The organism is Lysinibacillus sp. fkY74-1, from assembly GCF_053165895.1.
Window position 1 is genome coordinate 200800 of the sequence record NZ_CP170173.1, and the last position, 13868, is coordinate 214667.

General features: G+C 36.9%; 8 protein-coding genes and 1 riboswitch. Of the genes, 6 read left to right on the plus strand and 2 right to left on the minus strand.

The genetic code is table 11. The annotated features are described in order from the left end of the window. Positions 1 to 59: 59 nt before the first annotated feature. Positions 60 to 1625, plus strand: coding sequence for an ABC transporter substrate-binding protein (locus ACE1MS_RS00985; protein WP_447402645.1), 1566 nt, complete (start codon positions 60 to 62; stop codon positions 1623 to 1625). Between the two features lie 100 nt (positions 1626 to 1725). Further along, positions 1726 to 2664, plus strand: a complete 939-nt coding sequence (locus ACE1MS_RS00990; RefSeq protein WP_012292478.1) for an ABC transporter substrate-binding protein — start codon at positions 1726 to 1728, stop codon at positions 2662 to 2664. Between the two features lie 513 nt (positions 2665 to 3177). Here the strand turns inward: ACE1MS_RS00990 and ACE1MS_RS00995 are convergent. Then, the gene (locus ACE1MS_RS00995; protein WP_036166572.1) at positions 3178 to 4476 is read right to left on the minus strand and encodes a hypothetical protein; all 1299 of its coding nucleotides are present in this window, start codon (positions 4474 to 4476) and stop codon (positions 3178 to 3180) included. 457 nt (positions 4477 to 4933) lie between these two features. Between ACE1MS_RS00995 and ACE1MS_RS01000 the strand changes: the two genes are divergently transcribed. Beyond that, the gene (locus tag ACE1MS_RS01000; RefSeq protein ID WP_031418123.1) at positions 4934 to 6088 is read left to right on the plus strand and encodes a response regulator; all 1155 of its coding nucleotides are present in this window, start codon (positions 4934 to 4936) and stop codon (positions 6086 to 6088) included. Between the two features lie 300 nt (positions 6089 to 6388). On the opposite strand, the gene ACE1MS_RS01005 is transcribed toward ACE1MS_RS01000, so the two are convergent. After that, on the minus strand, positions 6389 to 8035 hold the full coding sequence (locus tag ACE1MS_RS01005) for an S-layer protein (protein ID WP_447402646.1): 1647 nt from the start codon (positions 8033 to 8035) through the stop codon (positions 6389 to 6391). 254 nt (positions 8036 to 8289) lie between these two features. Here ACE1MS_RS01005 and ACE1MS_RS01010 point away from each other — a divergent pair, with 254 nt between their 5' ends. The 3 genes from ACE1MS_RS01010 to thiC all read left to right on the plus strand — a co-directional run bounded on the left by ACE1MS_RS01010 (position 8290) and on the right by thiC (position 13854). Beyond that, positions 8290 to 10389 carry a methyl-accepting chemotaxis protein gene (locus ACE1MS_RS01010; RefSeq protein WP_447402647.1) on the plus strand — a complete coding sequence of 700 codons (2100 nt, stop codon included), beginning with the start codon at positions 8290 to 8292 and terminating at the stop codon, positions 10387 to 10389. A 427-nt stretch (positions 10390 to 10816) separates the two neighbouring features. Next, a complete protein-coding gene (locus ACE1MS_RS01015; protein ID WP_036166581.1) occupies positions 10817 to 11746 on the plus strand; it encodes an AEC family transporter in 930 nt (309 codons plus the stop codon). A 73-nt stretch (positions 11747 to 11819) separates the two neighbouring features. Further along, positions 11820 to 11934: riboswitch (TPP riboswitch) on the plus strand. Between the two features lie 141 nt (positions 11935 to 12075). Continuing rightward, entirely contained in the window at positions 12076 to 13854 is a 1779-nt protein-coding gene (gene thiC, locus ACE1MS_RS01020) for a phosphomethylpyrimidine synthase ThiC (RefSeq protein WP_012292485.1), read from the plus strand. Positions 13855 to 13868: the final 14 nt, after the last annotated feature.

Here is a 13868-nt window from a genome sequence, read left to right on the forward strand (position 1 = left end):
TTCCATTATAATGAAAATGATAATCAATATCAATTTGGAGTTTAGGAGATAGAACTAGAATGTACAAAGATAATGAGGTACTGTGCCAATTTTTTTATCAACCTATTCAAATTGTGAAATTAGAAGAACTATTATGCGATAAAAGAGGGCGTTTGGCATACCCATTAATCATCGTAGTTTACGAGGGTCATGCCATCTATACGCTACAAGGTCGACAGCTTCAGCTTAGCTCAAATTCTATTATGTTTGTGGATGATGTAGACGATTTTCAACTACTTAAAGCAAATGAATGTACAGGGGTTGTCATTATATACCGTGCATATGGCCCGAATATAATTAATTTATTACAAGACACCACCTTAATGGAACATTGCTCATATCGTCTCATGAATTTAGTCAAAGAGATAGAAAGAGAAGCGAAGATTACAGTCGAAAGTAATCCGTTTCGTTTACAAAAACTATTTAGTGAAATGTTAGAAGAACTATACAACCATTTATGTATTCACAAACAACAAGAAGGTTTGTGGATTGATAGGGTACTTGATTATATGAATTTAAATTTCAATGAAGACTTAACAAGAGAGCAAATGGCTGAAAAAGCGCAGGTAAGTCCCGAACATTTTTCTCGTACGTTTCATAGGTACACTGGATATACGTATAGCGAATATTTAACATTATTAAGAATAAGGGAATCTCAGAAAAAACTATTACTAGGGATGCCAAAATTAGATGATCTAGCCCAAGTAGTAGGCTACAGAGAGGGGACCTATTTAAGCCGGAAATTTAAAGGAATTGTCGGTGTATCGCCTACAGTTTATTATCAAAAATCAAAACGTCTTATTGTACTGAATGCCAATCATACTGCCTGCTTACTGGCCTTAGGTATTACGCCAGTGTTGGGAGTGTATTCCCCATTTTTAGAGGATATCAAGTCTGTTCCTTCCTCACAGAAATTGAAGGGCTATGAGTATGATATTACTTCAAATTATCAAGAGATAGCAGTAGCACGTCCAGATGTCATTATTAACTACAGCAGCGGCAAAGAAAAACAAACTTTACTGTCTTTAGCCCCCGTATTCGAGCTGCCATGTAGACAGTTAAGTTGGCGAGAGCAATTTGAGCTTATTGCCAATTTAGTAGATAGACGAGAGGTGTATAATAATTGGCTTCAGCAGTATGATGCCCAGGTAGCTCAGTGCAATCAACTTCTTGATCAACAGCTTGGGGCAAGGGGGACTGCTATTGTTTGGGAAATAGGTAGTCAAGCAGCTTATTGTATAAATAGTAGTCATGGAAGGGGGAGTCATATCTTATACGAAGATTTAGGGTTTAGTCGACCAGATGAGATTGTCACACACAATATAGAAAAAACAGGATATTTAACAGTTAATATTGAAGAAATCGTTCATTTTCCAGCTGATTATATATTTGTAACGGCTCTTCCTACAAAAGATTTCGGAAAAGAGTGGCTTTTAACAGCATTACACTCAGAAAAATGGCAGTCACTTGTGGCTGTGCAAAAGAAGCAGGTCTATTTTATTAATCAGTATGAATTATTTTATGGATATGATCCTTTATCTACCACAGCTCAATTGCAAAAACTTATGGAAGTACTGACATCATAAAATTACAAGGCAATACATCACTTTCATGCATAGACAGATAATTTGCATTCTTCTACAATTATTGAGAATGATTATCAATTGATGTATATGGAGGGAAAAAATGCTTAAACAAAATAGAAAATTCATAACGCCACTGTTTCTTCTATTACTTCTTCTGTTAACGGCTTGTGGAGAAAAGGAAAAGACCGATAGTCCAGCTACGGAGCAAGATGAAGCGGAGACAAAAACGGTTCAGACGACAAATGGTGAGATTGTTATTCCGACTAATCCTCAGCGTATTGTAGCAGAAGAATATATTGCAAGTTTACTTGTATTGGACGTCAAACCAGTGGGAGCTCCTGGCCTAGCTCTTGAAAACTATTATTTAAAGGAAGCATTGAAAAGTGTAGAGGATATCGGTGTATATGGGAAACCATCGAGTGAGAGGATTTTAGGACTTAAGCCTGATTTGATTATCACTGGTAATGGAGAAAATTATGATGCTTTAAGTAAAATTGCTCCAACTGTAGTTATCCCATACGGGGAATTAAAAAATGCACATGAGGAGCTTACATTTTTCGGTGAGTTACTTGGAAAAGAGCGAGAAGCAAAGGATTGGCTCTCCCAATATGATCAGAAGATTGCTGATGCTAAATCACAGGTAGATGCTATTATCCCAGAAGATGCAAGCTTTTCTATTATGGAAGATGCAGGTAAATCTATTTATGTTTATGGTGATAACTTTGGTCGTGGAGGACAACCAGTTTATCAGTCATTTGGTCGAAAGCCACCTGCCAATGTAGCTGAAGAAATTATTCAAAAGCAGTGGGCTGAGATTTCCGAAGAGGTACTGGCAGATTATGCAGGAGACTACATTATTTTGACTTCAAATGATAGAACTGTTGAAGATTTTAAGAAAGATCCAATATGGGGCAGCCTGCCAGCTGTAAAAAATAATCATCTTTATGTTTGGCCTGAGGAACGTTCATGGTACTATGACCCAACAGCAGTCTTGGCTCAGGTTGAGGAATTGACAAACTGGCTAACGAATAAAAGATAGTAGAAAAAGGTGAGCGATAATTTAATTTAATAGTCTCAATAACGTACTATAGAAGCATCTTTCCTAGTGAAGGTGCTTCTTTATGTTACATTTTAAGATTTTATTGAGAATATATTATTTATTATATTAACAAGGGGACCATTCTACAGCATCTAAATCACAAACAAAGGTTGTATCCACTATTAAAGGGGACGTTGAAATACCCATTAATCCTAAGTGAGTAGTTGTGATGTATTATACTGGCGACGTCCTAGCATTTGGTGTAACACCTGTGGGTCGCTTCTAAGAAGCAATGTATGAATATTTAGGAATGCGTGCGCCAGAAATTATTCAACAGAAAATAGATGATAAGAATAATACTTAGGAGGCGATAGATGTATCCTTAGAAGTATTAACGGAGTATACAGCAAATTAAATAAATGGTGCCTCGTAAATGGACAACAGGTTAATGGGGTGCTTTAAGAAAGCACTAAAGAAACCTTTGGAATGGGTATCTTTAGTGCTTTTAAATGTTTAATTTCTAATAATTTGGAATGTCCCAGGTGTCATTGTTTGGATAATATGACGGTTTCCACTAACGATATAGTTAGCTGGTACTTGCTTGCCAAAGTCATTTAAGTGGTTGATTGACGAGTTTGCTGATAAACCTTCAATAATAATCTCCATGTTCGCATCGAATGTAACTTGCTTTTTATTTAGTGTAGCCTGAAGCGTAATGCGATCTCCCCTTTTTGTTACTTGAATGTCGATGACACCTTCATCTTCATTAACTAATGTATAAAGTGGAGGAATGATAATTGTTATTTTATCCTTTGTTGTTAAAATAAAGCGCTCCGTATCAATCTCTGAGTCAGAAACATTTATTTTGGTTTTATAAATATTCTTGCTTTTCGTCATAGCTGTTGTCTTACCTGGTATAGCTACCGTATCGGATAGTACAGGTATTTTAGGGACGTTACCTTTTGAAGGGAGTGTATATTTCCCTTGGACAAAATCAACTAAGGTCCAAACATTTGGCACGAGTTGCTGCTGTACAGGTGTTAGAGCTTCAAAAGCTGTTTTTACTTCTTGTACATCTTGAGGAGTAGATGTTTTTGGTGATAGAGCTGTAATTGCACTTTCTACAGCCTTAGCAGCAGCCTTATCCTTCAATACAAGCTGTTCAGCGTCAAGCAGAAGCTGCTCAACGCCAGTAGGTAAAGAAACATATGAAAACCTACGTAAGGCATATAGCTCTGCTCGAGCATCGGCTACATCTTTATGGAAAGTTGGACGAGATGAATTAATTAGTTGAATTTTATTTACTACTTTATCAACGGATGTATTAGGCGCAATATACGATGTTAATATCTTTTGCGCGGCTGCACTTACAAAAGTTTTTTGGGCTGCATTTAAGGTATTATACCAATCTCTTGTTTCCATGACATTTTGATAGTAATTAACAGCTGTAGATTCTACTGAATATAACTTTTCCTCAATTTGTGCCGCCAGCTTACGGTAAGAAATTCTTGTCTGTTGATGTGCTGATAATGTTGAGTAGTTTGTTACATACTGTTTTTCCAGTTCTGTTAGAGCATTGTAGGCTTTAAGTGCTGCCTCCAAATTTGCTTGGAAGGTAGAGGTTGTGTAGTTAATATTGTTAATCAATTGCACAACATTTGACACGTTAGAATTATAGTAAGAAGTACTGTATATGTATGCCATGCTCGGTTGTCCGCTCACATTAGCAGCAGATGCTGGTGCTGGTGAACTATAAAGGAGCGAAGGGACCGCCACTAACGATAGCAGGGCTAACTTTTTTTTATTTTTCATACATGAGATGCCTCCTAATTATATTTTTGTAAACGGAAATCTATCCAATAAATGGTGTTATATCAATTTTATCATAGCCTAGGATCTTTTTATGCATTTTTTGGTCGAATAGGTAGATTGGTTATGTTTTTTTAGTGAGGGTTTAGAACTTCAGTACCTATTTAAAGCGGTATTAACAAAGAATTGACTTTTTGGTGAGCAAATTCCTGCTGGATAATCTGATGGAGATAGTTCCAAAATGAACGATTAGAGCAGTCTGTTTCAATTTTTTGGAACAAAAAATAGAAGCACTATAGTTAAAGTACAGTAATTTTTTAGGAGATACGTTCTTTTTCATTCTATAACAGTAGATGTCTATAAATTGGTTTATTTATCCTTCAAAAGTAATGCAATCTCTCAATTTTTTAAAAAAATAAACGATAATAAGTAAAGGGGTAGTTTTTAAGGAGGAGTAATAATGAGAATTGTGCTAGTAGATGATGAATATTTATCATTAAAAAGATTGAAAACCTTGCTTGAAGAAAGTCATGTTCCTGGAATAGAGATAGTTGGAGAATACACCGATTCTCTAAAAGTGATTGAAGAGATACAGAACCTACAACCAAGTGTTGTATTTTTAGATATAGTCATGCCGGATATGGACGGCTTAGCATTGGGAGAAAAAATTCAGGAATTATTGCCAGATGTAGAAATTGTTTTTACAACTGGGTTCGATCAATATGCGCTAGATGCCTTTAATTTACATGCTGTCGATTATTTATTAAAGCCCATACAAATTACACGTTTAGAAAAGACATTAGACCGTCTTGAACAGATCAATAATAAACATAAAAAAAGGGTGGTGAACTCTACAATTATAAGTCTATTTGGTGGTCTCCAGGTTATTTCACCAGACGGCCATACACAAATTCTAAAATGGCGAACATCTAAAGCGAAAGAGTTATTTGCCTACTTACTCAATCACCGTGATGAAATCATTTATCGTGATACTATTTTAGAGCTATTTTGGCCAGAGTCTGATAGAGATAAAGCATCGAAACAACTTTATACTGCCGTTTATACAATACGCCAAACATTAAAAAACTACGGGCTGGATGGGGTGCAGATTTCAAGTCCATTGCTCAATTCAGGTTATAAACTCCTGTTGGAGCAAACCATTGTTGATGTAGAACAATGGTTGGCTAGCTTGAAGTCTTTACCTACACTAGAACAGGCAAACGTAGAAGAGCATGAACAAGTATTCCAAATGTATACAGGCGACTACTTAGAAGATTGTGATTATCTATGGGCAGAAAGCGAAAGAGAGCGTTTAAGGCGACTATGGTTACACCATGCCCATCAGCTAAGTGAATTTTATATAAAAATTGAAAACTACTCGGCTGCTATTAAGGTACAGGAAACAGTTCAAGCTCTGTTTGCGGGTGAAGAGGAAAACTATTTCACCTTGATGAAGCTTTACGATTTACTGAATAATGTAGCGGCTGTCGAGGAACAATACTTGCTGTTAAAAAAAGCACTTCAGGAGCATTTTGCTGTGGAACCAAGTGAGGAAATTGAGAATTGGTATAAAAGATGGAAGAAGACCAAAACACTAACGCACATGAATGTTTAAAGATATAGCATTAGCATTATGAAAAAGGACTCTTGCAGTTTGCGGAGTAGATGGAAGACAAAAGCCATTGAAGTCAACACTCAATGGCCTTTATCATTCTGGAACATTTCCTGTTTAGACGGGCTTTACTTGAATAGGGATTTTCAACTAATAGATAATAAGCGATAAAATTTATAGCTATTAGTCAAATGTTATGCATTGATTTAATGCATCGCCATCAACGTTTATCCCTCTATGTAGAAGTTGATTAGAACGGAGGACAAGCCCCCGCCTATAGTGAAAATCCCCGTTCATGATGAATTAATCTTTCCCTTTTTTATACTGGCCTTTATAGGTTGAAATAGCATTGTTTAAATAATTAATGACATATGTGACTTCGTAGTCAGAGAAATAATTATTAGATAAAAACGTTTCAGCGTATGATACTGCCGAATCGAAAATGTACCATTCCATATATGTTGTCCAATTGGTATTTGAAGATAAATCAGCCCCATCCTCTGAAACAGTCACATATATACTTTTTGCTTGATTAACGAGCGTTTGTAAGTTGTATTTATTACCATAATAATAATAATTATTATACTTATAAGCATTCTTATAGGTCCAAATGGCATTGTTTAAGTTATTGATAGCACTGGCAATATCTGCTTGAGTGGCGTAATAATTATTAACAACTGCTTGAGCAGCTGAAACAGCGGAATCTATAGCGTTCCTCTCAGCTTGCGTTGTCCAGGGATTATTATGGTAAACATCTGAGCCCCAAGAAACCGTTACATATTGAATTGAATTAATTAAAGATTGAAGAGTAGCTTTATCGCCATAGTTGTACCCATAGCCATATTTTGAGCCACTCTTTTGGGCATTTTGGTAGACTGCTAACGCATTTCTGTATTGTGAAATAGCATTCTTTACTTGTTCTTGTGAGGCGCTATTATTGTTTGCTATCGCTCTGGCACTTGTCACGGCAGAGTCAAAAATATTCCGATCAACCTGTGTTGTCCATTTGTCAGTTGTTAAAATATCGTATCCATTTATAGAAACCTGCACGTAAGGGGGGGATGCTAGTAGCGTAGTTAGTTCTTTTTTATCAATAGCTGGTAGGATAACAGAGACCTTTTTATTGTCTACTTGTACTTTACCCACCTGATGTCCTGAATTTAATGCTACTTTTGTGCCGTCTTTAACAATGATTTGTTCAATTTTCCCTTCGCCGAAAAGGTTGAAATTTTCCTCCACATTGATCGTCAGTTTTTCCACATTTGCCTTCAACTCAAAAGTGGGAACTTTACCAATTATATCGATTTTAGAAAGTGCTTGGTCAGAAGATATATTTACCTTCGTGCGTGCCAAATTGATAGTAGATGATTTCATATCCCTTAGCGTAACATACAGCCAGTCATTCTTCTTTATGATAAGTGGTTTTAATGTAATCGTATCGCTAACGGAAACGTCATCAAGTGTTATAGCTTTTTTTACTCTGTTTGTAATAATTAACTGACCATCAACCGTAACGTCTTGTATATTTACATAGTCTGCGTTCACAGTGAAGTCACCAGAAATATGACTGTGACCACCATCAAAGTATACTGATTTTTTGCTCGTACCAGCTTTGTTTAATGTTAATGATGTCACGTCTATAATTTGCTTGTTTTTTACGACAATGGTGGCTAATGCGTTTGTTAATGCTGTTTTATTTGAATGATCAAAAAGGGGCTTTAAATCTTTGTGGATTCTAAATGTACCATTTGATGTAATAACCGTATCGTTTGTGATGTTTTTAATCGTTACGGCATTGCCTACCATTTTTTTTGTTGCTGCAACCTGAACCTGTGTTTCATATAAATTCGATTGATTTAGGGAAAAAGAGGCTTGTGCAGTTGACACAGGTAATACTAGTGTCGCTGTAATCGCCGTGGCTATTAATGTTGATAGCGCTTTATTTGTCATGCAAGTCACTCCAATCATTTTATCTACTAGATAATATACCATAATTTACTATAATTTAATATTTTAAGTGTATGTTTTACTAATCATTTCAACTCAAATGAGCCATAAGTACTTTTAATTATAATAAACAAATCTCTTAATATGCCTGTATTTTTATCTATAATTATGTAAATTTCTACTTTATTCGCTAAATATTTTATTGAGATACGACCTTTCATCTATTATGATTATTTATAAAAGTGGGGGTGTTTGTGATGAAGAAATCAAGAGGAATTGCATTGAAACTATCTTCCCTAATCATAGGATTGTTTCTAGTTTTATTTTTATCCTATACAGTGACAACAGGGATTATTATAAAAAAGCAAAGTGTCGAAGATGCAGAGTATGGAACATTGCAAACGGCTGAATCATCAGCGGCTATTATGAGCGAGCGCTTTAAAAAAGCCAATACAACTTTACAAACAACGAAACGAATCGTTGAAAGTATGGAGAAAAATAAGACGCTATCTACCAAAGGCATTTTAGACATAATGGAAAATAATTTAGCTAGTAATGATGATTTATTAGGGGTAGGGGCTATCTTTGAGGAGAATTCCCTTATTGTAAACCCAAATGAGGCTACATTGGTAGATTCCCAAAAACGTTTTGGACCATACTTGAGCAAAAATGATAATGAAATAACGACCACTCTTATTGAGGGTTTAGATGATAAAAATGTTTCTCAATGGTACTGGGTGCCAAAAGAAGAGGGACGGACAGTTTTAACGGAGCCCTATGATTATAGTGTAAACGGACAAACGGTACTAATGACAACAATTTCTGTACCATTAGTTAATGCTTCCGGGAAGTTTTTCGGTGTATTAACAGCAGATGTGTCCATAGATTATTTAAATGAGTTGACAAAGTCAGTTGCACCAGAAGGCGGCTATGCAGCCATTATTACAAATAACGGTGTATTGACAGCTAACAGTTTTGGTAAAGAGCTAGATGGGCAAAATATGCAGGACGACCCCGCTTGGACAAGCATACGTAAGACAATGGAAAATGGCGAACTAACAAGTATGTACATAGATTCTAATGAACTGAAGGATAAAGCCTATAATGTATTTGCTCCCATGATTTTAGAGGACATTGACGAAACTTGGACCGTTCAAATTGTATTAGCTGAATCAAAAATTTTAGAGACGTATAACCATGTATTCGTCTATACAATTATTGCATCCATTATAATGGTAGCTTTGATGACTGCTGCAAGTGTACTATTCATTTACAAACAACTAAAGCCGCTCAAGTATTTACGCTCATCCATTGAAACAGCAGCGGAAGGAGATTTAACACAAAAAGTAGAGGAGAAATATATTAAACAGGATGAAATTGGTGCGGTTGCATTGGCCTATAATAATATGTTGGATAAAACCAATAGTGCTATTAAAGCCGTGTTAAACTCTACAACTCTATTGAATCAGTCTTCTAACCAGGTACATGAGGCATTTAATGAAATCGTGTCTTCAAGTCAAGAGGTATCAGTAGCCATAAATGAAATTGCACAGGGAGCATCGAAGCAATCAGAGGATACTGAAGAAACGAATTACCGCATGATGGATTTATCGGATCAAATAGATGCCATTACTGCGCTTTCGAATGAAATGGACGAGTTATCGCTCAAAACAAATGTAACAACAGAAAAAGGCATGCAAGAGGTTCAAAGTTTACATGAACATAATATAGGGACAAATGAGATGAATGGCCGTATTCAACAGCAAATGGAATTACTAGCTTCTAATATTGCTAATATTAATCAAATTATTGCCTCTATTCAAAGCATTACGGAGCAAACTAATCTATTGGCTTTAAATGCAAGTATTGAGGCTGCGCGTGCTGGTGAGCATGGAAAAGGTTTTGCGATCGTGGCGGAAGAAGTAAGAAAGTTGGCGGAGCAATCAAAAAATGAAACAGAAGTTATTAAAAGCACGGTAGAAAGCATTTTAGAAAATTCACAGCAAACAGTTGCTGTCATTGCCTCGAATGCAGAATTAATGCAATCGCAAAATGAGTCCGTACAAAGCACGCAATTGGCTTTTAAAGATAATAGTGATTTGTCACGTGCAATTGCAACTTCTATTAGTGAGCTAATGACTCAGTTATCTACTATGTTAGAGCATAAAAATCAAGCAATTATGTCTATCCAAAGTATTTCGGCTATATCAGAGGAAACAGCTGCCTCTGCTGAGCAAGTAAGTGCCTCTGCAATGGATCAACAAGCAGAATTGCAAAAAGTGGCAGAGTCTATGCAAAACATGAATGATATCTCTAATGAACTGCAAGAGGTTGTTAATCGATTTAAGCTTGCGTAAAGAAAAAACTGCTTAGAACCTTTAAGTAGTCTCAGACTGTTGATAAAAGGAATCGAGAAGTTGATGCTCGATTCCCTTTTCATTTTTTACTTATTTCAAATGGACCTTTGTTGCTCGATCATGTACAGCTCAAGCATAAAAAGCTTACCACGTCCAAGCTGACAGTATCTTCAAGTCTCCTTTAAGACAAGTTCAATTGTTCTGCATTTTGGCATACCAATCCTAAATGACGTTAAATAAGTTTTGATGATTCTTATATTCTGGACATTGCTCGAGTTCATTGATTTGAGCTTTTGAATTTTTGCAACCATTAGAACGAAGCGCGACCCCGCCCATAGTGTAAATCAACGGTTTTAATTATGAAAGTAAGTGGCATTGACCTAGTGCAATATCGACACTACTATTAAAAGGGAGGGGGGACATCAATATGGTGTATCTTGGAATGATTTTTTTTCAAATTGTTGCACCTATTTTAGTATTACTTGTACTAGGGGCCATTCTACAAAAGAAATTTCGCTTTAACTTAAAAGCATTATCACAGCTAATTACATATTGCTTTATGCCAGCGGCTGTGTTTATAAATTTATATGAAACGAGTATAAAGCTGTCTGTGCTAGGGGAAGTCGGGTTGTTTATTGTACTTTTTATTGGTAGTCAAATGCTACTCAGTCACTTTTTAGCGAAAGGGCTTGGACTAGCTAAAACGGAGGCGGCTGTTTTTAAAAATAGTGTAGTACTCATTAACTCTGGAAACTATGGTATTCCGGTAGCTCAAATGATTTTTGCCTCTCAACCTATTGGTGTAGCCATCCAGGTTATACTCGTTATCTTTCAAAACATGACTACGTATACGTATGGTTTATATAATTTAATTTCGTCTACTAAATCAGGCATGACGATTCTAAAGGATTTTATAAAAATGCCTATTATTCACGCTTTAATAATTGGTGTGGCAATGAATTATTTTGATATTGGTATTCCTCCGTTTATTAAAATACCAATAGACCATGTAGCGGATGGTTTTATTGCCGTTGCATTAATCACGCTGGGCGCGCAATTGTCTCAGATGGAAATTAAAACTATGTTTAATAAAACAGTCTTCATCAGCTGCTTGACTCGATTAATTATCGGACCAGCTATTGCTTTAGTCATTATCTTTGCACTGGGATTAAATGGGGTCGTAGCACAATCATTATTTATAGCGAGTGCTTTTCCCACATCCCGCAACAGTTCAAGTCTAGCATTAGAATATGATATAGAATCGGCAACAGCTGCACAAACCGTTTTATTTTCTACCATTGTGAGTTGTATAACGGTCACGATTGTGATTTATATCGCTGATGTATTGTTTACTTAATAGAATGGCAAAAATATTTAAATGATAACTTCCATCTCTTAGCAATATCTGCTACACTAGCATCAAACTGAATAGTATTAACTAGGGGAGTCTGATGAGTCAGGCTGAGAGGGAAACGCATAGAGGTTTCTTGACCCTTTGGACCTGATCTGGCTCATACCAGCGTGGGAAAGTTAAGAAGCTATTGCCTATTACGTGCAATCAATAGACCCTTTACATTCATGGCCGGATCCAATCATTATGTTGGATTCGGCCTTTATTTATTTTCCTTTTGGGGTGAGCTAGATTCGGTCCTTACTTAAAATACATTTAAGGGAGAGAAGTAGCTCATGTCAGCGATTAGTGAAAAGAACATTATGATTATGTCTAACTTTGAAGGAAGTAAAAAGGTTTATGTGGAAGGATCACGTCCAGATATTTTAGTACCAATGCGTGAAATTACATTAAGTCCGACGACGGGTAGCTTTGGAGATGAAGAAAATGCCCCTATTCGGGTGTATGATACGAGTGGCCCGTATACTGATCCTGCATTTCATGTGGATATTACAAAGGGCTTACCGGCTTTACGAAGTACTTGGATACAAGAGCGAGGAGATGTAGAGGAATATGAAGGGCGTACCATTAAACCTGAGGATAATGGCTTCCGTCGCGCAGATGATCCACGTATCCAAGAAAATGTCTTTCCTGAATTGATGAGAATGCCTTTACGTGCAAAAAGGGGGAAAAATGTAACACAGTTGCATTATGCTAGAAAGGGAATTATTACACCTGAGATGGAGTTTGTAGCGATACGAGAAAATATGGACCCTGATTTCGTGCGTTCAGAGATTGCAGCAGGTCGAGCTATTATGCCCTCCAATATTAATCATCCGGAGGCAGAGCCGATGATTATCGGTCGTAACTTCCATGTGAAAATTAATGCGAACATTGGAAATTCAGCCGTATCATCTTCGATTGCAGAGGAAGTCGAAAAGATGACATGGGCTACACGCTGGGGTGCAGATAATATTATGGATCTATCAACTGGCAAGCATATTCATACAACGAGAGAATGGATTATTCGAAATGCCGCAGTACCTGTTGGAACAGTACCAATCTATCAGGCATTAGAAAAGGTAAATGGTGTAGCTGAAGATTTAACGTGGGAGGTATACCGTGATACGCTTATTGAACAAGCAGAGCAAGGGGTAGATTATTTCACTATTCATGCGGGTGTTCTTTTACGTTATGTTCCTCTTACAGCAAACCGGGTAACGGGCATTGTGTCTCGGGGAGGCTCCATTATGGCGCAATGGTGTTTATACCATCATCAAGAAAACTTCCTCTATACTCATTTTGAGGAAATATGTGAAATTATGAAAACTTATGATGTAGCCTTCTCATTAGGAGATGGCTTACGTCCAGGGTCAATCGCGGATGCAAACGATGAAGCGCAATTTGCGGAGCTTGAAACATTAGGTGAGTTAACCCAAATAGCATGGAAGCATGATGTTCAAGTAATGGTGGAGGGGCCAGGTCACGTTCCAATGCATTTGATTAAAGAAAATATGGACAAGCAATTAGAGGTTTGTAAGGAAGCTCCCTTCTACACATTAGGCCCATTGACAACAGATATTGCTCCAGGTTATGACCATATTACATCTGCTATTGGAGCGGCAATGATTGGTTGGTTTGGTACAGCTATGCTCTGTTATGTGACACCGAAGGAACATCTAGGATTACCTAATCGGGAGGATGTTCGAGTAGGGGTTATTACTTATAAGATTGCTGCACATGCTGCAGATTTGGCAAAAGGGCACCCAGGTGCACAACAACGCGATGATGCACTGTCAAAAGCGCGCTTTGAGTTCCGCTGGCGCGACCAATTTAACCTTTCTCTTGATCCAGAACGTGCAGTAGAATATCACGATGAAACATTGCCAGCAGAGGGGGCCAAAACTGCACATTTTTGCTCAATGTGCGGTCCTAAATTTTGTAGCATGAGAATTTCACAGGATATTCGTAATTATGCTAAAGAAAAGGATTTAAATACAACTGAGGCCATCCATGAAGGTATGAGGGAGAAGTCAGTGGAGTTTAAAAAGGCAGGTAGTCAAATCTATCTATAATAATAAAAGGCTTG

Coding starts and splice junctions, on each gene's coding strand:
- ACE1MS_RS00985 (WP_447402645.1), top strand. CDS start 60: ATGTACAAAGATAATGAGGTACTGTGCCAATTTTTTTATCAACCTATT.
- ACE1MS_RS00990 (WP_012292478.1), top strand. CDS start 1,726: ATGCTTAAACAAAATAGAAAATTCATAACGCCACTGTTTCTTCTATTA.
- ACE1MS_RS00995 (WP_036166572.1), bottom strand. CDS start 4,476: ATGAAAAATAAAAAAAAGTTAGCCCTGCTATCGTTAGTGGCGGTCCCT.
- ACE1MS_RS01000 (WP_031418123.1), top strand. CDS start 4,934: ATGAGAATTGTGCTAGTAGATGATGAATATTTATCATTAAAAAGATTG.
- ACE1MS_RS01005 (WP_447402646.1), bottom strand. CDS start 8,035: ATGACAAATAAAGCGCTATCAACATTAATAGCCACGGCGATTACAGCG.
- ACE1MS_RS01010 (WP_447402647.1), top strand. CDS start 8,290: ATGAAGAAATCAAGAGGAATTGCATTGAAACTATCTTCCCTAATCATA.
- ACE1MS_RS01015 (WP_036166581.1), top strand. CDS start 10,817: ATGGTGTATCTTGGAATGATTTTTTTTCAAATTGTTGCACCTATTTTA.
- thiC (WP_012292485.1), top strand. CDS start 12,076: ATGTCAGCGATTAGTGAAAAGAACATTATGATTATGTCTAACTTTGAA.